This window comes from Desulfovibrio sp., from assembly GCF_018379785.1.
Taxonomy (GTDB): Bacteria; Desulfobacterota; Desulfovibrionia; order Desulfovibrionales; family Desulfovibrionaceae; genus Desulfovibrio.
Genome location: NZ_JAGZUV010000007.1, coordinates 46,350 through 71,238 on the forward strand (window position 1 = coordinate 46,350; position 24,889 = coordinate 71,238).

General features: G+C 65.5%; 5 protein-coding genes. All 5 read right to left on the reverse strand.

The genetic code is table 11. The features are described from left to right. Positions 1–51: 51 nt before the first annotated feature. A complete protein-coding gene (locus tag KH208_RS02560; RefSeq protein WP_291433564.1) occupies positions 52–20,049 on the reverse strand; it encodes a non-ribosomal peptide synthetase in 19,998 nt (6,665 codons plus the stop codon). A 123-nt stretch (positions 20,050–20,172) separates the two neighbouring features. Further along, on the reverse strand, positions 20,173–21,846 hold the full coding sequence (locus KH208_RS02565) for an ATP-binding cassette domain-containing protein (RefSeq protein ID WP_291433566.1): 1,674 nt from the start codon (positions 21,844–21,846) through the stop codon (positions 20,173–20,175). An 8-nt stretch (positions 21,847–21,854) separates the two neighbouring features. After that, positions 21,855–22,472: a YcjF family protein gene (locus tag KH208_RS02570; protein WP_291433568.1), complete on the reverse strand. Its 618-nt coding sequence runs from the start codon at positions 22,470–22,472 to the stop codon at positions 21,855–21,857. Positions 22,473–23,075: 603 nt separating this feature from the next. Next, positions 23,076–23,699, reverse strand: coding sequence for a site-specific integrase (locus KH208_RS02575; RefSeq protein WP_291433569.1), 624 nt, complete (start codon positions 23,697–23,699; stop codon positions 23,076–23,078). Further along, complete coding sequence (locus KH208_RS02580; protein WP_291433570.1) at positions 23,639–24,136, reverse strand: hypothetical protein; 498 nt, start codon at positions 24,134–24,136, stop codon at positions 23,639–23,641. Before KH208_RS02580 ends, KH208_RS02575 begins: the two co-directional genes overlap by 61 nt. Positions 24,137–24,889: the final 753 nt, after the last annotated feature.

Consider the following 24,889-nt stretch of genomic DNA (forward strand, 5'->3'; position numbering starts at 1 on the left):
ACCTCTCCGGAATCGTAACGGATTGCTGTCCGCCATTGCGCACCCCGTATACTATTGCTCCGCGCCAACTGATGTCTCCATGAGCCGCTCCCAAAACGCAAGCCACTGCGCCACGGTCCCGCGCGTGAAACGGCCGCTGTCATATTCGGCGCGCAGGCGGCAGCCACGCGGCTCATCCTGCACATAGACGGTGAGATCATACCTGGCTGGCGGACTTGCCCCGCCCGCCAGCGGCATCCACTCTTCCTCGTCCACGATGCGGGCGGCCGGGGCCGCCGAGCCCAAGGTGTTGATTCCCGCCAGATCGCTGTAACGCTGGTATTCGAACATGACGTTGAGCATCTGGTTTTCGCGCGGGGCCGCTGTTTTGGGGGCGCATTGGCGCACGAGCAGATCAAAGGGATAATCCTGCCGCGCCAGGGCTTCCCGGCAGGAGTTGTTGACCGCTTCCAGCAGTTCGTCCAGTCCGCCGTCGGCGGGCATACGCACGCGGATGGGCAGAATGTTCACGAAAAAGCCCACCAAACCTTCCAATTCCTTCCGTTCGCGCCCCGCGACGCCCATGCCGATGAGGATATCGTCCTGCCGGGAAAGGCGGAACAGCAGCGCCGCGAACAGGGCCAGCAGGCAAGAGGCCAGAGTCATGCGCCGTTTCGCGGCAAAGGTCCGCAGTTTTTCCAGCGTCTCCCGAGCCAGCATGCGCGTCGCCACGCCCGCCGGGCCGCGTTGTCCCGGCTGTCCGGACTGTCCGGCGGGAGCGTCGGCGGGCAACGCGACATGGCCCGGCATATCCCGCAGGCATTCCCGCCAGTAGGCCGCCGCCCCGCTCCAGTCGCGGCCCCGCTGCGCAAGCGCGTAGTCGCGGTATTGCATGGGCAGGGGCGGCAGCGCCGCCTGCGGATCGGCATACAGGGCCATCAACTCTCCAAAGAAGATCTGCATGGACCAGCCGTCCCCAATGAGATGGTGCATGCCCAGCGCCAGGCATTGCCCGCCTTCCGCCGTGGGATGGACGCAGAGGCGAAGCATGCCGGCCGCCGGATCAAAGGGCGCGAGAGCCTCCCGCACGGCGGCGGCGCAGGCTTCCTGTTCCGGGACCGCGGGATCGCGGAACAGGCAGAGAGGCGGGACGTCCTCCCGAACCCGCTGCCACAATGCGCCCTCCCGCTCAATGATGACAGTGCGCAACATCTCCTGGCGACGGGCCAGCGCGTGCAACGCTTTTGCCAGACGTTCCCTGTCCAGCGGCCGCTCCAACAGGAAGACGAAGGCCATGTTGTAGGAAGTGCCGCCGTTTTCCATCCGGTGCAGGACATAGAGGCGCTGCTGGGCATGGCTGAGCGGATAGAGCCCCTCCTTTGGAGTGGCAGGAGGAATATCGGGCATTGCCGGATGGCCGACGGATGTCGCCGGGATTTCGTCCCGCCGGGCAAGGCGGACGGCAAGGGAGCGCGGTTCCGGATTGGTGAACAGGTCGCGCGCAGTCAGGTTGGTTCCGAGCTTTTTGTTCAGAGCATTGACAATCTGTATGGCCAGCAGGCTGTGCCCGCCGAGTTCAAAAAAATTATCCCCGGCGGCGACGGTTCGCAGGCCGAAGTATTCCCGGAAGGCCTCAATCACAACGGCTTCCAGCGCGGCATCGCCTTCCGGCGTGGAGGCGGGCGCGACGTCCGCCGACAAGGCGGCCCCGGCTCCAGCAGAAACCGTCCGCGCCTCCAAAATCCCGGATGCGGACAGGAGTTCCGCCAGCGTGCCCCGCACCCCGTTCGCCGCGAACGACGCCGCCAGGGCCGCGAAGCGCCGCCCCAGCGCTTCCATGCGGGCCGGGGCGAAAAGATCCGCGTAGTACTCCAGCCCGAAGCGCAGACCGCCCGCCACGTCGCTGACGAAAATGGCCAGATCCGCCTTGCAGCCGCTGTTGGCCACGATGTACGGCGCGTCTTCGTCCGTTTCCGCCCCGTAGTTCATATAGGAAAATGTTACTTCCGAAAGCAGGGTGCGGGAAAGGTCCACGGCCGGTTTCAGTTCGGCCATCAGGCTCCCCAGCGGAAAGCCCTTGTGCCGCAGGGCTTCGGTGTTCGCCCTCTGCGCGGCCCGGATCAACGTGGAGACGCTTTGTCCTCGTGCCACACTCAGGCGCACGGGCAGAAGGCAGGCGAACATGCCCGCCGTCTCCTCAAAACCAACGCCCCTGCTGTCCGCCGCCACGGCCATTACCATATCCTCACTGCCGGCGTCGGCGCTGAGCAAAAGAGCCCAGGCGGCATAGAGCAGGGAATGCAGGGTCGCGTCGCAGGCGGCGGCCAGACGCCTCAGCTCCCGCGTCAGATCTTCCGGCAGGGTGAAAGAGCAGACCGCGCCCCTGTTGGTATGCCAGGCGGGGCGGGCAAAATCCGCCGCCAGTTCCGTGCGCGGCAGACCGTCGGCATACAGATCCAGCCAATACGCGCGCGCCGCCCGCAACGCTTCCGGCCCCTCTTCGTGCTGACGCCAGGCCGCGTCCTTCTGTTGCAGGCTGACCAGGGGCGGCGTTTTACCGGCGAGCAGGTCGCGCAGGTCACGCAGCAGAATGCCCACACCCTTGGCGTCCGCCAGCGAATGGTGAATATCGAAGAAGAGCACCTTGTGTCCGCTGTTCCCGCTGCTTCCGGCAGTCCCCTCCGGCAGCCTGTCTATGCGCAGCAGGGCCGCCCGGAACAACGGGGTTTCCCGCAGATCAAAGGGCCTGATCAGTTCGGCGGCGGCTTCTTCCAGGCAGGAAAAATCGAGCTCCGGCAGCGCCACGGCCACGGCGGCCCGCACGAGCATGCGCGGCTCCGGCTGTTCCAGGCGCACGAAGCATGTGCGCAGAATTTCATGCCGGGCCGTCAAGGCCTCCAAGGCCCCACGCAGCGCTTCCAATCCGCATTCCGGCGGCAGGGGCAGGAATTGCGGCAGATTGTAGCCTGTGTGCGGCCCGGAGACGGTTTCGGCCCGCAGGACAGCCAGTTGTTCGCGGCTCACGGGATAGTCCGGCATGGCGGGCGCGGACGCGGGACGCGCGGCGGATGCGCCGTTTTCCAATAGTTCGCTCACCCGCGCGCAGAACGCGCCGATCCGGCTGCACGAAAGCAGGTCCGCCAGGCCGACGGACGCGCCCAGGGCCGCGTTGATGGCCGTCACAATACGCATGCCCGAAAGGGAATCCCCGCCCAGAGCGTAAAAATCGTCATCGGGCGTGAGCCTGTCTTCGTAGCCGAGCACCCGTTCCATGACCACGCGCACCACCTCGGGCACGGGGCGCCCGGCCATGTCCCGGGCGGCCATCGGCAAGGCCGCCGTGGAAGTGCGGGAAGCGGAAGGCTCCGGCGCGGCGGACAGAGGTTCGCCCGGCATGCTCAGAATGACATGTTCCGCCCCGCTGGCCAGAGCGCGCAACAGGGCGTCTCCGGCCTGGTCCGGGGACAGCATGAACGGTGCGGAAATCCCGGCGCGCGCGGCCATGCCCGTTTCCGCCCAGGTGTTCCAGGCCAGCGAGAGCGCGGGCAGTCCCTGTGCCGCGCGCCAGCGGGCAAAGCTGTCCAGGGCGGCGTTGGCGGCGGTGTAATCACTCTGCCCCGCCGCTCCGGCCAGGGCCGTGCGCGACGATGCCAGCACGAAATGGCGCACAGGATCACCGAGGGTCAGCCGGTGCAGCAAGCGCGCGCCCTCCAGCTTGGGGGCGACCACGTCCTCGAAAGCCTCGTCGTCCTTGCGCAACAGGAAACCGTCGCCCGCCACCCCGGCCGTATGGATCACCGCGCCGATGGGGCCGCATTCCCGCCGCACGCGCTCCAGAACGCCGGACAGGCTGTGCTCGTCCGTGACATCGCACGCATAAAGGCGGAAGTCCACGCCGCGACGCCGCAGTTCGCGCAGAGCCTCAATGCGCTCCGCCGTGCGGTTGTCTGCGGGAGCATCCCAGTCGGCTTCGGCAGGGAAAGCCCCCCGGTGCAGCAGGGCGGCCCTGCCGCCCAAGCGCGGGACAAGCTGTCTTGCCAACGTCAGCGCCATGGCGCCGAGTCCTCCGGTTATCAACACGCATTCTTCCGGCGCGGACTGCGGCAAAGCCGCCACATCCGCTTCCAGCGGAGAGGAAAGGCCGGGGCTGAAAAATCCGCCCGCCGCGTCCAGGCGCAGCCAGGCCACACGCTCCGCGTCCTTCGGGGACGCCAGAGCCGTATAGAACAGACAGTCCGCCAGCGCTGACGCGGCCGGGGCCGGGATATGCCCTTCCTCATCGCATGGGATGTCCACAAAATTGGCGGCGAAACCGGCTTCCTCGCGCCGTGCCGCCAACAGAACCCCCAGAGCCAGCGCCTGTTCCGGCACTGCGCGGCCGCCGCCGACCCGCCCGACGCACAGCCAGCTCAAACGACGGTCCTTACCGGGAACGCCGCCGGACAGCATCCGCAGCATGGCCCGCACGGGCGCGGCGGCTTCCCAGCCGGTCAGCGCCTCGGGCAGGACCACAAGGACATGCCGGACGCCGGATGTCCGCAGGCGTTCGGCCAGCGCGGCGCAGGCCTCCTCGCCGCGAGGATAGGCCAGAGGCTCCACCGCAATGCCCCGGGAGCGCAGGACGGCGGCCAGATCTTCGCGCAACGGCCCTTCGCCCAGCAAGAGTACGGGGCCATCCGGCGTCGGGGATGCTTTCGGAACGCTGAAAGGCGTCCATTCCAGGCGATGCAGACAAGCCTGGGGCGGACGCAGGGGCAGGAAGGACAGCCCATCCAGGGCCGCTAGTTCCCTGCCTTCGTCGTCGTAAAGACGACAGTCCACCACCAGCGCGGAAGCGTCCTTCCCGCAGGAGCGCAGGGCGCAACGCGCCCAGAGCTCCTGCGGGAAGGGACGGCGCAACGTAATGGCGGCGCAGGCGGCAGGCAGCAGGGGGCGGTCGTCCAGGGCAAGGCTCGCCGCCACGTCCAGCAGAGCCGGATGCCACGGCAGACGCGCGAAATCTCCGGCATAGCGCGGCGGCAGCGCCAGGCGGGCCAGCGTGACCCGTCCGTCCTCAGTGCGCCAGACGGCCTTGCGGCAACGCCAGCGTTCGCTGGCGCGCACCAGTTCTTTTACCGGCGCGGAGGGAAGCGGCAGCGGCTCCATGCCTTCCCGCAGAGAGGCGGCAGAGAGCGGTTCCGGGCTTTCGGCCGCCCCGGCGAAACGAAGCCGTGCCGAGACGAATGTCGTCCAAGCCTCTCCCCCTGTCGCCCGGGAAGAAGAGGCCCGCAGTTCCACCGCGAAGCCGTCTTGCTGCGGGATCAGCGACAGGGTGGCTTCAGCGCAGGCGTCCGACGCCAAGGGACGGGACCAGTGCACGTTTTCCAGCACAAACGCGGTGGCGGGCCGCAATCTGGCTGCGGCATTGCCCGTTAACGCGGGGAAGGCCATGCCCATCAGGGTGGAGCGACCCGCGACAATGTGCTCCGCCACAGGCCAGAAATCGGCGTCGTGGAGCGGCACGGGGCAATGCCTGCCCTGCGGCGTGGCCGCCGCTTCTCCGGGCCAGGGCGCATCATGCGCCGCACGCGGCCGAAACACGGGCCAGCAGGCGACCCGCTCCAGTGGGACCGGCGGCAGATGCAGACGCGTGAACGTACGGTCTGCCTCCCAGGCGGGCGCCGCGCCGCGCAAAAAGGCCGTCACCGCCGACCGCGCTTCCGCTTCCCCGGCGCAGAACACGGCGGCGCGCTCTGCACCGGGGACAACGGCATGGCTCTGCCCTCCGGCGCACAGCCAGCGCACGAGTTCTTCGCAAAGCTGATGCGCGTTGCGGGCGGCGCAGGCCACGCGGAAGGACAGATGCTCACGTCCGCAGGCCAGCGTGCCCGCCACGTCCCGCAGCGCGCGGGGGCTCTCTTCCAGAGCCGCCAGCAGTTCGCGCGCATAGCGGCGCAGCCCGTCCGGGCTGGAGGCGGAAAGCGGCACGCAGCACCAGCCCTCCGGTTCCGCTTCCGGCTCGCGCAGGGGCGCTTCCTGTACAATTACATGGGCATTGATGCCGCTCAGACCGAAAGAGCTGATTCCGCTCCGCCAAGGATGGCCGTCGCCGGGCAGCGGTTCCGGGCGCTCAACCACATGAACCGAGGCGGCGGCGAAGTCAATGCGCGGATTGGGCCGGCTGAAATGCGGCTGCCCCGGCACAAGGCCGTGCTTGAGCGTCAGGATGGCTTTGGCCAGTCCCACGGCTCCGGCGGCGGCATCCAGATGCCCGAAATTCCCCTTGACGGAACCGATGGGCATGGACCGGCGCGGCGGATTGCCGGCAAAGGCGCGGCGCAGGCCGTCGATTTCCACCGGGTCGCCCAGCGCTGTGCCCGTGCCGTGGGCTTCAATGAAGTGCAAATCGCCGGGAACGATGCCGGACGCGGTGGCGGCGGCCTGAATGACGGCGGCCTGGGCAACGGGATTGGGGGCGGCGATGCCCGCCGAGCGCCCGTCCTGATTGACGGCTGAGCCGAGAATGACGGCATGGATGGCGTCCCGGTCCGCAAGGGCCTGTTCCAGCGGCTTGAGCAGAAAGACTGCCGCCCCTTCCCCGGCGCAGGTTCCGTCCGCGGCCGCGTCAAAGGACAGGGTGCGGCCCGACGCGCTTTCAATGGCGAAAGCCGACGTGCCTTGCAGCAGCACGGACTGCACGCGCGCGCCGCCGGTCAGGGCCAGCGAGCATTCGCCGCGCCGCAGGGCGGCGCAGGCCTGATGCAGGGCCGCCGGCACTGAAGAACAGGCCGTATCCACCACGGCGGCGGGGCCGGACCAGTTGCGCAGATAACTCAAGCGCGCCGCCGCGGCGGAAGGGACATTGAGCATATAGGCCTGTTCCGCCTGCTCCGGCAGGGAAAGCGCCACAGCCTGGCGGAAGGGCGAGGCGGAGCCGGCCCCGACAAACACGCCCACGGCGGCGTTGTTCAGCGCGTTGCCGCCGTAGCCCGCGTCTTCCAGGGCACGCAGGGCCGTGCTGAAAAAGAGCCGCTGCTCGGGATCAATGATGCGCGCGTCGCCCGGGGCCATGCCTAAACGGGCCGGGTCGAAACCGGAAATGTCATCCAGGTAGGCGGCGGGTTTGAAACCGGCCCCGGACAGGGGTATGCCCGCAGCCGCCAGCATGGACGACTGCTCACGGCAACGCTGTTCCGGCAAGGCGCGGACCCGATCGGCCCCGCTGAGCAGATCCGACCAGAAGGCTCCCGCATCATCGTAATCCGCCAGCCGCAGGGCCATGCCGATGATTGCGATGCTTCCCTGTCGCCCGGCCGGGCCGGGCGAGGGAGATTTCCCAAGGGCCGCGTCGCCGCCCTCCTGGCCGGACAGGCGCAGCTTCTCCGCCTGCGCCCCGATGTCGGGCGAGGCGAACAACTCCGGCAGGGTAAAGCATCCCGGCCAGCGTTCCTCAAGCCGGTCAAGAAGGCGCACCAGCAGCAACGAACTGCCACCCGCGTCGAAAAAGCTTACGTCCGCAGGCAGGTCCCCGGCTTCCGGCAGCACTGCGCGCCAGCAGAGCCGCACGGCCTCTTCCAGCGCGGAGCCGGATGGGGCGGAAAGCGCGGACCCGCTCCCCATCTCCGCTCCCTGCGCGTCCAGACGTCGGCCGCGCAGGGCTTGCCTGTCCGCCTTGCCGCTGCCGCCCAGCGGAATGGATTCCACGCGGTAGAAGGCCGTCGGGCACATGTACGCGGGCAGACGCTGGGACAAGGCCGCGCGTATGGCGGACAGAGAAAGCTCGCCGCCCCGCCCGGGCAGCAGGTAGGCTTCCAGCGCGGGCAGGCCGCCCACACTGCCTACGCGGGCCACGGCCTGGGCCACGCCGGGACAGGCTTCCAGCGCGGCTTCCACTTCGCCGAGTTCAATGCGAAAGCCACGGATTTTAACCTGATCGTCGCGGCGTCCCAGATATTCCAGCACGCCGTCCGCCGTCCAGCGGGCCAGGTCGCCCGTGCGGTAGCGGCGCGCGCCGCCGGCGGGGTCCGCATCGAAGGCTTTAGCCGTCAGGTCCGGCCTTTTGACATAGCCCCGGGCCACCTGAACGCCGCTGATCACCAGTTCGCCCGTGACGCCCAGGGGCACGGTCTGCCCCGCGTCGTCCCGCACGCTGATGACGGTATTGCTCACCGGCCTGCCGATGGGCACGCGCGCGGCATCCGCCGGGAACGGCGAACAAGGCTGCCAAGTGACGTCCACCGTGGCCTCGGTGGGGCCGTAAAGATTGTGCAGTTCCGTGCCGTTGGACTCGAAAAGCAGCTCGTTGAAAAGGCGGACGCAGTCCGGCGTCAACGCTTCGCCGCTGGCGAAGACCCGCTTCAGCGAAGCCAGTTGCGCCACCGCCCCGGACCGTCGCGAACAGTGTTCAAGGAAAACGCGCAGCATGGACGGCACAAAGTGGATGACCGTGACCTTGTGGCGCTCCACGGCCTCCACGATGGCCGCCGGGTCACGTTCATCCCCCGGCGCGAGCAGCGCCAGCGACGCGCCGTACCAGGACCACCAGAACAGCTCCCAGACGGACACGTCAAAGGAAACCGGCGTCTTGTGCAGAATCACGTCATCCGGCCCCAGCGGGAAACGCGACTGCATCCAGAAAATCCTGTTCAGCACGCCACGTTGTTCCACCATGACGCCCTTGGGCCGCCCGGTGGAGCCGGAGGTGAACAGAATGTACGCCAGCGCATCGGGCGGCGGCGCAGGCAGGGATGGCGGCCTCGCCGCAAGCGGCTCCTTTGGGGCAAGCAGCAGCCGGTTGCCGCACGCTCCGGCCGGAGCGCCAAGCAGTCCGGCCTGTTCCGGCGCGGCCAGCAGCAAGGTGTCCGAAGGCAGGTCTTCGAGCATGGCGCGAATGCGTCCGTCCGGAAGATCCGGCACAATGGGCACATACAGACCCCCGGCCCGGATGACGGCGAAGATGGCGGTCAACAGGCCGACCCCGCGCGGGAAGCAGACCCCCACGGCGCTTCCCGGCCGGACGCCCTGCGCTGTGAGCCAGTCCGCAAGCCGCTCCGTCCCGCGCGCGAACTCCGCATAGCTCAGCGTGGCGCCGTCCGCGCCGCGCAGCGCCGGAGCCCGCGGCGTGCGCGCAGCCTGGGCCATGAAACAGGCATGTATGCCGCCGGAACAGTCCCAGTCCTCGCGGGTGGCGTTGAAGCGCTCAAGCAGCCGCGCTTCCTCCGGGGGCAGCAGAGGCAGGCGCGCCACAGGCAAGGCCGCGTCAGGGCCGCAGGCCGCTTCCGCCAGCAGCGCGAAACGCGCCGCCATGCGCTCCACCGTCTCCCGCTTGAACAGGGCGGCGCTGTATTCCCAATGGATTTCCAGCTCGTCTCCCCTGTCACGGAAAAAGAGGCTCAGATCCAACCGACTCTGCCGTCCCGTGATCGGATACGGCTCCAGGCTGAAATGCCCCACAGCGGGCTTCCCGGCCCAGGTCTGTTCCTCAAAGGCCACGAGGACATCAAACAAAGGATTACGCCCGGCGTCACGCCGCACGGGAAGTTCCCTCAGCATGTGCTCCACCGGGCATTCCGCGTCTTCCAGCGCTTCGCCGAGTACGGCGGCGCACCGCCGGACGCAGGCGTCGAAGGCCGCTTCCCCGTTCACGTCCAGACGCAGCGGCAGGACATTCATGAGCAGGCCGACGACATCCTGCTCCTCCGCCCGCCCCCGGCAGGCGGCAGGCACGCCCAGCACCATGTCCCGCTGTCCGGTATGCCGGAAGCAGAAAACTTCCGTCAGCGCCAGCAAGACGGGGAACAGGGTGGCGTCGTTCTCTTTGGCGCGGCGGCGCAAGGCCGTGGTAAGGGGGGCCGGAAGGCGTTGGACCAGCGCGCCGCCCTCAAAATTCCGCACCGTCGGACGCGGACGGCCCGCGGGCAGTTGAAGCGGTTCCGGCAACGGCGACAGACGCCGGACCCAGCGGTCCAGCGCCGCCCGCCCGGCGGAAGCCGCCAGACGCTCGTTGCGCTCCCGCACCAGCGCCAAATAGCCGGCGGGCGCATCCGGCCATGTCCGGCCACGGTCTTCCAGGGCCATGGCGTAGGCCCGGTCAAGGTCGGTCAGCAGCACTTCCATGGACCAGCCGTCGCACACACAGTGATGCACCAGCAGCATCAGCACGGCGGAATCCGGCGATTCCACAAAGCAACAGGCGCGCGCCAACGGTTGATCGTCGCCGAAACGGAAGGGACGATCCTGTTCCTCGGCCACCAGTTGCGCCACCCTCTCCCCGGGGTCGGCGGCCGTGCGGCAATCTTCCACGCGCAGGCGCAGGCCCCCGGCCGGAGCCAGACGCTGGCGCGGCCCTCGGGCATCCACCTTGCCCGACAGACGCAGGCGCAGGGCTTCGTGGCGTTCCTCAAGCAAGAGGAGCGCACGTTGCAGGACGTCCGGGTCCGGAACGCCCGCGAGGCGGAAAACGCTGATGACGGAATAGACGGGACTGTCGGGATAGAGCCTCTGCTGGAACCAGAGCTGCTCCTGAGCCGGGGAAAGCGGCCAGTCAACGTCTTTCGCCGGAAGGGCGTCCGGCCCGTCGACGGCGCGCTCCCCGGCAAGGGGATGGTTTCCGGCCCCGGCATGGAGAGAATGAATGCGCGCGGCCAGTGCCCCCACCGTGCGCAGACGCAAAATTTCGCTCAAGGTCAGGGCAACACCGAACCTGCCGTTCAGGCGCGCCAGCAGGCGCATGGCCTTGAGAGACTGGCCGCCGAGTTGGAAAAAGTCCGCTTCCGCGCCCTGCGCGGGGACATCCAGTACCGCGCTGAAAACGGCGGCAACGCCCTCTTCCAGGTCGCGGGGCGACGATACGGCCGCAGCCGCCGTTCCCTCGCCGCTCAGAGGCGCGTCCGTCGTCCCGGTCCGCCCGGTCCGCTTCCAGGCGGCCAGCAATTGTTCCGCCAGTGCGGCAAGAGCCCGCCTGTCGCGCTTGCCGTTGCTGTTTACCGGCAGATCCGACTGAGGAAAAATATGCGCGGGAATCATATATTCGGGCAAGACGGCGCGCAACGCGGCGCGCATCTCCCGCTCGGGCATCAGGCCCGCGCCCGTGACGAAAGCCGTCAGCATTTTGTCCGCGCCCTCGCCCGTCACAGCGACGGCGGCATCCTTGATGCCCGTCAGCCGCAGGAAGGCGTTTTCAATGTCTTCCAGCTCAATGCGGAAACCGCGCAGCTTGATCTGGCCGTCGCGGCGTCCGCCGAACTCCAGCAGGCCGTCGGCCCGCCAGCGGCCCAGATCGCCCGTGCGGTACACGCGCTCACCCGCCTGGGGCAGAACCTGAAAGGCGCGCTCCGTGGCTTTGGGGTTCCGGCAGTAGCCCAGGGCCAGACCGTCGCCGGCGGCGCAGATTTCCCCCCATTCGTCCACCCCCGCCAATGCGCCGCTTTCGGTCACGATATGGACGCGGGTATTGGACACGGGACGGCCCAACGGCACGGAGCGGGCCCCTTCGCCCACATCTTCCGGACTGACCCGGTGCACGGCGGTGAAGGTGGTGTTTTCCGTGGGGCCGTAGCCGTTGTACAGTTCCAGGCCGGGGCAGGCGGCGAGCACGCGCGCGGCTTGGGGCACACTCATGGTATCCCCGCCGGAATAAAGACAACGCAAGGGCAGAAAAATATCCGGCGCTTCCGCAGCCAGAGTGGAGAACAGCCCGGCCGTGAGCCACATGACGGAAATCTTCCACGATTTGATCCGCCGACGCAGCAATTCCGGCGAAAGCAGCGTATCCTCGTCCAGAAAACAGACTGTGCCGCCGTTCAACAGCGTGCCCCACAGCTCCAGCGTGGACGCGTCAAAACCGAAGGAGCCCGTCTGCCCAACCCGTTCGCCGGGCAAGAGTTGCCAGAAGGAAGCGTTGCGCGCCAGCCGCAGCACGCCCCGGTGCGGCACCAGCACGCCCTTGGGCAGGCCCGTGGTGCCGGACGTGAACATGATGTAGGCCGGGGCCGCGCCGCCGGGCGCGTGTCCCCCCACAGCAACCGCCGGTCCGTTCATGAGCGCGTCGTACTCCAGCCGCGCCAGAAGGCCTGCGGGACTCTCGGAAACAATGTCCGCAGGCGGCGCCGTCTCCGCGCCGCGCCGGTAAATGACACGGCGGCAGGCGGCCGCATCCAGCATATTGCGGGTGCGCTCCGCCGGATTGCGCTCATCCAGGGGCATAAAGCAACCGCCGGCCATCAGCACGCCCAGCATGGCGGCCACGCATTCCGGGCAACGGGGCATGGCCAGGGCCACAGGCTCGCCCGCTTCCAGACCGCGCAGTGCATGGGCCACGCGCGCGGCGGCCACGGCCAGTTCGGCATAGCTCCAGATATCGCCGTCCATGCCGATGCAGGCCGGACGTTCCGGACAGGCACGGGCCATGTCGAGGAACAGGCCGTGGATGCTGCCGTCGCGCTCGTAGGGCCGGGCGGTCGCATTGAAGGAAGCGGGAACGCCCGGCGCGGCGACGCTCGTCGGCAACACGGCCTCCAGCGCGGCGCAGGTCGGAGAGGCGGCGTCCGTCGTGGCTTCGGTCGGGGCTTCCGCCGGAGCGCTTCGGGCAAGTGCTTGCAGCAGATCGCGCCAGCAGCGGATCAGCGCCGCCAGACGAGCGGGCGGGATACGGCGGGCGTCACAGGAAAAACGGAAGGAATACGTCTCGCCCGTGAGCACGGACAGGGCCAACGGATAGGGCTGACGCTCAAAACCCTCCACCCCTTCCAGACGTAGGTCACCGTCCGTGGCGATGCCGTCCAGGGGATAGTTTTCAAAGACAAGAATGTGATCGAACAATGCGCCGCCGCCTTCGCGGCAAAGCTGGATGTCGGCCAGCATGTCGCGCTCATGCGCGGCCCGAGCCAGGGCCGCGTCGCGCACCCGCGCAGCCAGAGCCGCGAAAGGCGTGGCCTCCGTCCAGCGCACCCGCACGGGCAGAGTGCGGATGAACAGGCCGATGACGTTTTCAATGCCCGGTATTTGCGCCGGGCGGCCGGAATGCACCAGTCCGAAAACAACGTCACGCTCACGGCCCCCACCCAGCAGCAGCGCCCAGGCGGCTTGCAGCAATTGGGACGGGGTGACCGACAGCCGCGCGGCCGTGCGGACCAGGGCGCGGCTGGTTCCGGCGTCCAGTTCCAGCCGCGATTCCAGAACCCCGTCCCCGGCCGCCTGTTCCGCGTTGTCCGGCTCTGTCTCCACGGCGGGGAACAGCCGGGCCAGCACGTCAACAATGGAGACGGCCTTGTCATATCCGGCAAGCTCGGCGGTCCAGTATTCCCGTAGCGCAACGCCGTCCACAGGACCGAGAGCCGCCCGTATCCGCGCCAGCGACGGCGCTTCCGGCAGTGCCGCGTTGCGCCCGGCGCGTCGGGCGGCATACAGGGCCAACAATTCGCGCAACATGATGCCGATGCACCAGCCGTCCATGAGCAGATGCGGAAAACACCAGGACATTTCCCAGAAGACGCCCCGCTCGTCTCTGCGGCAGAACAGCGTGAGGAAGAGCAAAGGTCCGCGCGCAAGGTCAAAAGGCGTTCCGCGCAATTCACGCAGATGCCTGTCTCGCCGCTCTTGCTGTATGAGCGGCGGCAGCGAGGCCAGATCCAGCCGTTCCGCGCAGGAGCGCGTCCCGGAGAGCACCACGCGGCGAAAAGCTCCGGCTGTTGTCCGGGGAAACAGGGTGCGCAGACCCTCATGGCGACGGACCAGCTCCGCCCAGGCCGCTTCCAGGGCGTCGGCATCAAGTTCGCCGTCATCGGAAGCTTCACGGGAACTATCGCCGTCGGCTCCGGAACGCAGGGCAAACGTGATCTGCTGCACGTAATGCGCCGCAGGGCGTCCCTGTTCGCCGTCCAGCAGCCATTGATAGAGCATGGCTTCCTGCGCGGGGTCGGGAGCGCCGGTTTCCGCCACGTTTTCCGGCGCACACAGGCAGAGCAGCGTCAGAGCCGCGCTTTCGGCTTCGGCCTGACGGCGTTCAAGAGCCAGCACCTCAAGAGCGTTTTTCCAGGCATCCAGCAAGGCCGCCACGGTGTCCGGCCGCGTCCCGTCCGGCGCAAAGGCGGCCACAAGCTCCAGGCGGTCTTCCTCGCCGCCGAACACAAGCACGTCCACAGGACAATCGGATACGAAACCGTGAGGCAGCAAACCCGGCAGAACATCCGGCGCGGCGAAACGCGGCAGAATCTCAAGGGGGTCTTCCGCGCCGCATGCCGTCAGCGCCACTCCCAGATAATTCAGGCTCATGTCGGCGCGGCGGGCCAGTTCCGGCGCACGCGTGACGGCGAAAGCCCGGCGCGCCCCGCGTAGAGGAAGGCTGTCCAGGCGCGCGGCCCAGGCGTCGGCGACCGGCATAAGCCCGCTTCCCCCTTCGGCTTCAACGGGAAGGGGGCGCAAGGCCAGCGGAAACGCCGCTGTGAACCAGCCTACGGTACGCGAAATGTCCACTCCGGGCAGGAGAGCTTCCCGTCCATGCGTCTCCAGAGTCAGGAGCAGCGGCTTCCCTTTTACGGCGCGCAGGGCGGCTTCAAGCCCGGCCAGAATTTCCGGCAGGCCGCCGCCGCGCCGCGTCCGGTCAAAGGCAAAACCGGCAACCGTGCGGCTGAGGCTGGTTCTGCGGGACAATGTGTCGGGCCGGGGCGCGCGCTCCGGGCCGGATTCCAAACCATCCCGTTCCGGAAATTCGGCGCACATCTCCCGCCAAAACGCGGCTTCAGCTTCAAAATCCCGGGTCGAGGCAAAAACGTCATGTTTGGCCAGCAACTTGGCCCAGGCCGCAGCCCCGCACTCCGGCGCGTCGCCGGGCCAGACGCCCCGGGTGCTGAAGGCGGCCAGCTCCTGCCGCAGAATTTCCAGCGAAAGCGCGTCCAGCGCGAAATGGTGCGCCGCGAACAGAAGATAGTTTGTCCCGCCATGCCGGAAGAAAACCGCGCCGTACAGCGGGCCGCTCCCCGCTTCGCGGGCGCGGGACAAAGGTGGAAAGAGCCGTCGGGCCGCTTCGGTGAAACACTGCCGCAACGGCATAGCAGGGGCGAATTCTTGTTCCAGCCAGAGGGGCGACGACGGCGCTTCGCAGGTCAGTGCCGAGGCATTGAAACGCATCCGCAAGGCTTCGTGGCGTTCTCCCAGCGCGGCGACGCCGGATTTCAGCCGCGCAACGTCCGCGCCGGAGCGCAGGCGCAACGGCAGGGCCATATGGAAATCGTGCCAGTCGTCCGGGTGCCGCGCCACCCAGAGCGCATGCAGAGGCGGCAGCGGAACGGCTTCGTCCGGATTGGGGGCCGCAGGCGCGCAGGCCGCCGCCGGGCCGGATACAGAAGCGGCATGGGCGGCGAGGCAGGCGCAAAGCTCCTTGAAATTTGGGTGGCTGAAACACCGCGCGGGCGGAAAATCAGGAAAGCCCGCCTGGCGCAGACGCCCGGAAAGCTGAATGGCCTTGATGGAATCACCGCCGCTGAGAAAAAAATTGTCCGACGCCTGCGGGGACGCGCCCAGCACTTCGCGCCAAGCCTGCTCCAGCGCCGCCACGACGTTCGCGCCGGGGGCGGATGTGCCCGCCGGGGTCCCGTCCAGCTCCGCGCTCACCGCATCATGCCGAGCGGCGTCTTCTTCCGGCGCGACGACCGTCACTACGGCGTCCGGGTCGCCCACCGCCCCGGCGACGAAACGCGCCCAGTCCGCCAGCAACGTCCGGGCTCCATCCTGATCCAGAACCGCCCTGTCATACTCCAGCACCAGAGCGCACTGCTCCACCAACCGCGTGGCCGGGCCGCCCGTCAGCAGGATAAAGGAAAACGCGCCCTTGGCGGCCCGCAACAGCGGCAGGCGCGGCTCAATCTCCAGCCCGCAGCCTTCGGGCAAAGGAGGAAGCCCCAGATCCATGTGTGTGGCGAAAATTTCCGTCAGCACAGCGCGTTGCTCCACAGGCACGGCTTCCGCGATCATCCGGGTGGGCAGCCTGCTGTGCGCGGCCGCCGCGCGCAGGGTGCCGCCCGCCCGCCGGGCCGCTTCCGCCGCATCGGGCGGCGCAACGAGGCGCACGGGCACCGGGTTCACAAAATAGCCGCATACGCGGGAGAGGGACGCGCCCTCACGCGTGCCCACCGGCACGGCGACGACGCAGGCTTCCCGGCCAGCGCGGCGGCACAGGAAGACGCCGAGCAGACCCAGCATGGCCCCCAGCAATGTTGTTCCGCCTTGCCGCGCAAGACGGCGGAGACCCTCGACAGTCGCAGGCGGAAGTTCCGCCGTCAGTTGGCCGCCCTGGCCGCTCAGCACGGTGGGGCCCTTTGTCCGCGTCAGGCCGAGGCTTCCGCTCACAGTTGGCGGCAGGGGCGACAGCATCCGACGCCAGAAAGCCGCCTCGCCGTCGCGCAAGGGCGAGGCCAGGAAGCGCCGCTCCTCGGCCACGGCTCCGCGCAGCAAGGCCGCGCGGGGGATATCCGGAAGAGCGTCTCCGGCCAGCAGGCGCGCGGCGTCATCCATAATGGCCCGCAGGCCGATGGCGTCCCCGGCCAGATGGTGCATGACCAGCGCAAAAAGCCAGGACTCTTCGGCGGTGCGCAACAGGGCCAGGCGGACAGGCGGCTGGCTTCGCAGCGCGAAGGGCGCGTGGATGACTGCGTCCAGCCTGTCGCGCAAGGCCGCCTGATCTCCGGCCTCGTACCGCCGGCACTGTGGAACGGGCAGGCTGAAGGGCAAAAATTCCGGCGCTTCCACCGGCCCGCCCAGACGCCCGGCGCACAGAGGCTGCGCCGCCAGCGCCTCGCGCACGGCCTCCACAAAGGGCAGAACCGCCCCTTCCCCACCCCTGAGTTCAGCCACCAGCGGCATATGGTAGCGGGCCGACGGCGCATGGGAACACTCCTGCGCCCAGAGCGCCACCTGTCCCGCATTGCAGGAAATGGGCGCGCCGTCCGCCAAGGGAGCGGCTGCGCCGCCGTCCGTGGCCGGGCGTTCCGCACACCCGGCCACGCTCCTCGGACTGGAAGCGGCAAGAAAATCGCGCATGGCGAGACGGATGCCGCATTCCTTTTCCAGCCGGTGCAGAAGCTCAGCGGCCTTGAGGCTGTCACCACCCATGAGAAAAAAATCCTCTTCGGGGTCTTCCACGGCGCGGCCCAGCACGGCGGCGTAAACCCCGGCCACGCGCGCCTCCCGCGCGGACAGGCGGGGCCGAACGGAAGGCGCGGCGGGCTCCGCCTCGGCTCTGCCTATCAGGGCGCGCTTGTCCACCTTGCCCGCCGGAGTCAGTGGAAAGGCCTCCACCAGATGGTAACTTCCCGGAAGCATGTATACAGGCAGCCTGCGCCGCAACCAGTCAGCCAGGGACTCGGCGTCGCAATCGCGCGGACCGCCGCGCGGCAGGATAAAGGCCGCGAGCCTGTGACTGGAACCGTTCGGCACCGCCACAACCACGGCCTGGGCCACCAGGGGGCAGTCTTCCAGCGCGGCCGCGACTTCCCCGGTTTCCACCCGCTGTCCGCGAATTTTAACTTGGTCGTCCGTGCGGCCCAGCAGGCGCAGCCGACCATCCGTCGTCCACATGGCCCTGTCCCCGGTGCGGTAGCAGCGGAAGCCGGGCAGGTCCGCCGGTTCGACGAAGCGTTCGGCGGTGAGTTCCGGCCTGCCGTGATAGCCCAGCGCCAAGCCGGCTCCGGACAGCCACAATTCGCCCACCATGCCGGGCGCGACGCGACGGCCGCGCGAATCCAGAATATGGGCCCGCGTATTGGGCAGGGGGCGGCCGATCTCCGCGCAGGAGCCAGCCTCGGGCAAAATGCGTTGCAGGGCGGCGCAGACCGAGGCTTCCGTGGGCCCGTAGGCGTTGAAATAGGCGAGCTCCGCCGCATACCGGCGGGCGTCTTCCGCCACGGGGGCCTCGCCCGCCGTCAACAGCACCCGCAGGCCGGGGAAATTTTCGCCTTTGAACAAGGCCAGATAGGAAGGCGGAAAGGTGGCCACGCTGACGGCGTTTTCCGCCATATAGTCCCGCAGCCGCCAGGGTGCGTCAATGCGCGCTCGGGAAACGGGGCAGGACGCGGCCCCGGCCATGAGCGCCATAAAGATTTCAGACAGCGAGGCGTCAAAAGACGGCGAGGCGAACTGGAGCACATGATCCGTGGCGGTGATGCCGAAAGCCTCGATCTGCGCCAGAATCATGTTGACGAAGCCGCCATGAGGCACCAGCACCCCTTTGGGCGTCCCGGTCGAGCCAGAGGTGTAAATCAGATAGGCGGGATCCGCCGGGGACGGCGCGGCAGGCATCCAGTTCCCGGAAAAGGCGTCCGCCCGCTCATCCGCCCCGGCGTCCCAGATCAGACAATCACGTCCGGCCTCAATGAGGCCGCGCGCGTCTTCCGCCTCCAGCGCCACGACGATACGCGCGCCGGAGTCCTCCAGCATATGGGAGACGCGTTCGGCGGGATAGTCGGGATCAAGAGGAAGATACACAGCGCCGCAGGCCATGATGCCCAGAATGCATTCCGGCAGGCCGGGGTGCCGTCGGGCCAGCACGGCGACCATGTCGCCCTTGCCGATGCCGGACGCCCCGAGCCGTTGCGCCAGAGCCCCGGCATGGCGGCAAACCCGCGCGTAACTGCGGCGGGAGCCGTCCTCCCCGCACACGGCGGGACGGTCGGCATGGCGGCGGACCACGCCGTCAAAAAGTTGCGGGATGGACACGGCGGGCACGGGTTTTTCCCCGCCGGATTCCCAGCGCTCCAGCGCGGCGCGTTCATCCGCCAGCAAAGGAGAATATGCGCCCAACGGCAGCGGATCGGCTTCGGCCATTGCCAGCGCGGCCTCAAAACGCGCCATGTAGCGGCGCACTCCTTCCTCGCTGAAATGATTGCGGCTGTACTGGACCACGATGCGCAGAGGAGCGCCATCCTCTATGCCGCGGACAACATAGAGGCCCAGCACGATTTCATCCTCTCTGAGACAGATGGGGATGTAGTCCCGCAGCTGAAAATAGGCGTTACCCACAGGCAATTCGCCGATATAATTGAGATTGGTATCCCAGAGATGGGCAAGCCCGCGCAGGCCGTGGGATGCGCGCAGGGCAGCGGGCACGCTGGTGCGCGCGTGACGGCGCAGGCGCTGGATCTGAACCGCCACGGATTGCGCCGCTTGCGTAAAGGTCATTTCCGGTTTCAGCTCCGGGATAACCGGAACCGCATTGACCATGAAACCCTGCATCCGCAGCATATTTTTACGTTCGCCGTTGTCCACGGTGAATACCACCGGGACCGTGGCGTCCAACAGGGCCCCCAGGGCGACGGCGTGCGCCGTCGTCAGCAGTGCCGGGATGTTTACGCCCGTGGAGGAAGCGGCCAAGTTGAGATGGCGCATGGCGGCGGACGACAGCGGCCGGGTGCAGAAAGCGCTGTCGCCCAGCCGGTCGGGATGGCCGGGCAATGGCGGAAAAACGCGCTCTTCCGGAGCGCGGCGCGTTTCCTCCTGCCAGAACAGGCGGTCTTTGGCGGCGCGGGCGGACGCGGCATAGGCCTGATCGCTGTCCACGGTTTGCTGCCAATCCGGCGCGGGACCCAGATCCACGGGGCGTCCTTCCAGAACAGCGGCATAGATTTGGGCAAACAGGGAAAAATACGCGATATTGGACAGCCCGCTGCACACCAGATGAAGATTTTGTTGCAGGAAAAATGCCTTGGTTCCGCTGAAGCGGATCAGGGCGAAACGGACCAGCGGACCGCCCAGGGGCGTGAACGGAGATTCCGCGAACGCCTCGCAGGCGTCCAGGGCCGCGCGTTCGGGGTCTTCCGCGCCGGAAACGTCACTGAAAATAATCTGCGGTTCGGGATGCTCTCCGGTACGAAACACGGGCAGGCCGCCGGGGCCGGGGCAAAGCGTGGCGGACAGCAGGGGGAAATGCGCGATCAGATGGCGCAACGCCTCCCGCGCCGTTGACGCGATGATCTCTCCTTCCACAAGCGTGCGCACGCCGGAAGAGATGCCGGGATGACCGGCGGGAAGAGCCTCATGCGCCAGCCAGAGTTCTTTTTGAAAGGAAGACAGGCCTACTGTCCTGTGGACTGTGGGGCTCACGGACTCCTCCGGGGCAAACAACAGGAATCGTCTTTTGAACCTGGCCGGTTTCAGTCCGGCCGGCGTGCTTTTCCAAGCCGGCGAAACAGATAAAAACTCGCACGGAGCGCCGGTCAAAACGGATTACAGGCCCGGTTTTGCCCCCTCAGGCGCAAAGCTGCCGTCCGCCATATGGATCACCCTGTCGGCGCAGGAAAAATACCTGTCATCGTGCGAAACGGCGAGGATGGTTTTTCCCTGATTGCGCAGCATGGGGAGCATTTTCTCATAAAAGCAGCGCCGGAACTCGGGGTCGAAATCAGCGGCAACCTCGTCGAACAGACAGATCTCCCTGTCTTCCAACAGGGCGCAGGTCAGGGCCAGACGCTTGCGTTGCCCGGCGGAGAGATCCCGGGTGGAAAACGAGCCGTCCTCCAGAATCCGCACTTTCGTCTCAAGGCGCATCAGAGCCAGCAGTTCCCTCACTCTGTCCGGGCCGCAATGCAGGCCGAGGATATGCTGAAAAAGATGAAAGTCCCCGGGAACAAGGGAAAACATGTTGCGGTAGACATCCACGCCCAGCTCCGCCATCGGTCTGCCGTTCACAAAAAATTCGCCGGACTGCGGCGTATACAGGCCGCAGAGCACACGCATGAAGGAGGTCTTTCCCGCACCGTTACCGCCGCACAGAAAAACGATTTCTCCGCGCTTCAGGCTGAATTCCGGCACATTGACGGCAAAGACAGGCGCGCCGGATGCGTCACGGTAGGCAAAGGACACCCGACTCAGGCACAGGCTTTCAAAGGTCGGAACATCCGGTTCCCGCCCTTCCCAGCGCGCGGCCACTAAACCGCTCTCGCAGGATTCGACGGCCGCGTCCAGTTTGTGTTCGAGAGCGTCCAGTTGGCCGAGGTTCATTTCAACCTTACCCAGCATAGGCACGAAACCCACCAAGCTCATCATGGGGCTGAGACAGAACATGACCAATACCAGCAGGCTGGTGACGGATTCGGCGTCCACCGGCAGCAGCCGGGGCAGGAGAAAAAGGATCAGGCCGAGAATAAGCAGGTTGAAAACGGCGAAAAAGGAAATGCCCAGCGCGTGCCGCCGTTCCATGGCTTCGCGCGCGGCGGAGGCTTTTTCCAGGCCGGGCAGCAGCCAGCGCTGGAAAAGATCCCTGGTTTTGCCGAAATGGACTTTCAGGTGTTGAAAACCTTCCTGCAGATCGCGAAGGTGGGACGAAAACGCTTTTTCGGCCTGTATGGCGGGCAGCATGCGGCTGTTGACGCTGCTCACCAACCTGAAAAAAACGGCCAGACCCACGGCCATGCACAGCAGAACGCCGCAGGCCCCCAAAAAAGAAATGGTGAACATGCGGGCGACGGCCACGACCATCATCACGGAATTGGCCGCGGCGGCCATGAGCATGCGCGCCGCCTCCACCACCATGTCCTGCGCGTCGAGCAACACGGCCTGCGTGCGTTCGGTCCGCATGCGGCCGAAATGCTCCATGGGAATGCCGCGCAATTTGGCCGCCAGACGGATGCGCCAGTCCATAATACCGCGCAACGCCAGCAGGGCCGCCTTCTCCGTTGTGTAGTGGAACAGGCGGTAAAAGATATAAAGACTCAGCAGGAAAAGCAGGAACGTCTGAAACTGCACGCCGTCGCTGCCCAGCTGTGCCAAGCCCGACATCACGCTGAACACAGCCACCCCCTGCGCGAGACCTGCGCCGCAGCAGGCGAGCATGAGCTTCTTGCTCTCAGGCCCGGCCTGCTGGCGGAGCAAGGCGAGAAATCGGGAATCCCGCAATCCCATGAGATTCCCTAGACGGCTTCGGAGGGAGTGGTTTTTTCTTCAGCGGCCTGCCCGGCATCCTGTTTCTTTCCGGGCTTCAGCTTTTTAACGTATTCTTTGCCCTCTTCCATTTTTTCGGCAAAGTAGGTTTTGCATTTGTCCGCGTCAAAGTCTTTCAACGTGCCGCCGTTGCGGAAATGCCGGTCAAACACGCGGCCCAGAGCATAGGTGGTTGCCGCGCCGCTCAGACTGATGGTCGCCGCGCCGGCGGTCAGGCCGATCAGGGGAATGCTCTTCAACAGAGAGGACAGCGCGGGCACGGCGGCCACAGTGACGCCACTGCCGCACAGCGCGGAAATGGCGGACTTCACCCACTGGCGCTGGAAGGAGATATTGTGGGCCTTGCACAGGGCGCGCAGCATTTCCACCTGGATGACGCCGAAGCCCGCCAGATCCACAAGCGGCACAGGCACGAAACCCATGGCGAGCGCGGCATACACCCGCTTGCGGATGAGGCCGTCAATGGCGTCGGGAGCGGGCACGCAATGCGCTTTCGTTTCGGCCTCCACAGCATGCACTGTGGCATCAGCCTGTACTTCTTCCATTTTTTCAACAGAACTGAGGGTCTGCTCATCAACATTTTTCATCTGATGACTCCGGCGGTAAAACGTGCACAAGGCATTCTCCGGGCACACTATCAGGCGGACGAAAGCATTTTTCGAACCACCCCATCTACAGCTTTTTCGCTAAAAGTATTACCTTAAAACATTCTCGGCGCTTGTTGAAAAAAACGGATCTACAGAGCGCCTGATGATTGATACAACCATCTTAAACCGCATCGCACTACGGCAAGTCTGTTCAAAAAAGGGCTCTTTCCAGTGTGCCTTTGGTCTGCATGATTCCTCCTGTTTTTCACTCTCAAAAATTCCTACCGATGCTGAGCGATCTAAATCGGCATCGACAGGTACACTGTCGATTTTTTTGATAAGGTAAAATTTTCGAAAGCAATATATTTATATGAAATAAAAAGAAATTTCTTCGTAGGAGCATTGAGAGAACGGTATTTCCCAAAAGAGAGGATTGCCAAAATAACCATGAAGGTGTATAAGCTATTAAAAATTTATCGACAGTGTACCTGTCGATGAGCAGTCCGCACACGTCCAAAGACACCCCGCCGTATCCGGGAGTATCCAAAGCCGGTCAGAAAGGTCTCCACCCTCCCCCCTTGACGTTTAGAGTTGTTTATCTTCTCACGGCGCGCGCCGCTCCGTTTCCTTGCGTCTATTCCCTGTGCGGTCGGAGTATGCCGTTTCCCAAAGAGGATTTCTCCCGGCGAGCAGAGGAAAGGCACCCTGTGTTCTGTCGCTGCTTTTGCATGAAGTGAAAAAGCCGCTCACGGCTTCAGCCGCCGCCAGCAATGACGCCTGCCCCAAATGGGCATATCTCATGGTGGTTCGGGGATCGCTGTGCCCCAGCATCTTTTGTGCCTCGTACAGCGAATGTCCGGCATTCACGAGAAAACTGGCGAAGGTATGCCGCAGGTCGTGGATGCGTACATCGGCAAGTCCCAATTCCCGCCGGAGCCTGTTCCAGAACAGATAGAGGTCGCTGAGAGGCTTTCCCGGAGCATGGCCGGGAAACAGCCACGGATTGCCGGGTGTGCGGGGTATGGCGCGAAGAACTTCCAGCGCGGCATCGGACAGGAGGATATGGCGCGGCTTGCCGGACTTGGACAACGGCACGATGAGCAGCCGCAAATCCGGACGGACATTTTCCCAGCGGGCCTTGAGGACTTCGCTTTTGCGCGCCCCGATCAGCAGAAGCAGGCGGATGGCAAAGACTTCCGGACGGTCGCTTTTTTCCATCGCTCGCATGAGCCGTTGCGCCTCATCCCGCGTGAGATAGCGCTCCCGTTGCGTGTGGATTTTGAAGGAAGACACGCCCGCGCACGGGATTGCCCTGCGGGCAGAAGGCCACGCATTGCAGCCAGAGAGCAGATTGTCTTGAACACTGCCAGAATGCGGTTGCAGGTGGCCGAGGCCAAATCTTTTTCCGACAGCCCGTGTAGCCAGTCTTCAACTTCATGGCGTTGTATGTCGGCAAGTTTTCGTGCGCCGAATGCCGGGGACAGATACTGACGGGCAATGCGCTGATCCACGCGCCAGCTTCGCTTGCGGAGTTTGACGTGCGGCAGATAGACGTTCGAGACAAAAGCGTCGAGGTTTACGGAATCAGGCGTATGTCTGCCGGAATTACCAGCCTGCATAGAGGAAGGGGCTGTTGAACGAATGGAGGAATAGTGGCAGGCCATGTGCGGTTCTCCTGTAAAGAAGGAACATTGACGAAATACGTTTTGATTCCGACAATGCTGATTCCGCACAGCATATCACGGGTTTTTAAGCTGACGCCTTGTATGATGAATATCCCGCGACCGAAAAAATCCGCATACGTCTAACCGAGTATTATTATAAGGCAAAAAATTCATTTTTTCTCTTGACATAGTTTGGCGCATCCGATTCTTTGGATTTTGCGCTGTTGTAGTGCGGGATTGCAGCGGAAGCGGAAATCTGATGCCCGCAAGGTGGCATGGCAGACCTACGGTAAATAAAAATGCCGGGAGGCGTTCCACCTGCCCGGCATCTGGAGACTGGCTATTGAAGGCTGATATAGTCCTCTGAAAGCCAGAGAGAATGTTGGTATTTGAGTTGGCAGGAATACTTTCTAAAAATATTTTTTAAATATATTTCAATATCTTATATGACTAACATAACTCTCACTTTGAAATTCTACAAATTTCAAAGTTGACATTCAGGCGAAAAACATGATTTTCGCCTGAATCCACGCCGCGTTGCTCTCGATGCCTGTACGCCCTTTGGGCTACAGGCACGGCTACGGGCCGCCCGTCGGGTCGGTCTTCGCGGCGCGCCTCACCGTGGTTGGCGTTAGAGCATTTCAACGTTGAAATGCCCTAGGTGTTTAGTCCCACAGTGAAGTGGCTTGGATCAATATGGAATCTTTCGGGCTCGATAGCCCATACTGCTCTCACAAATTCATAGGGAGATTT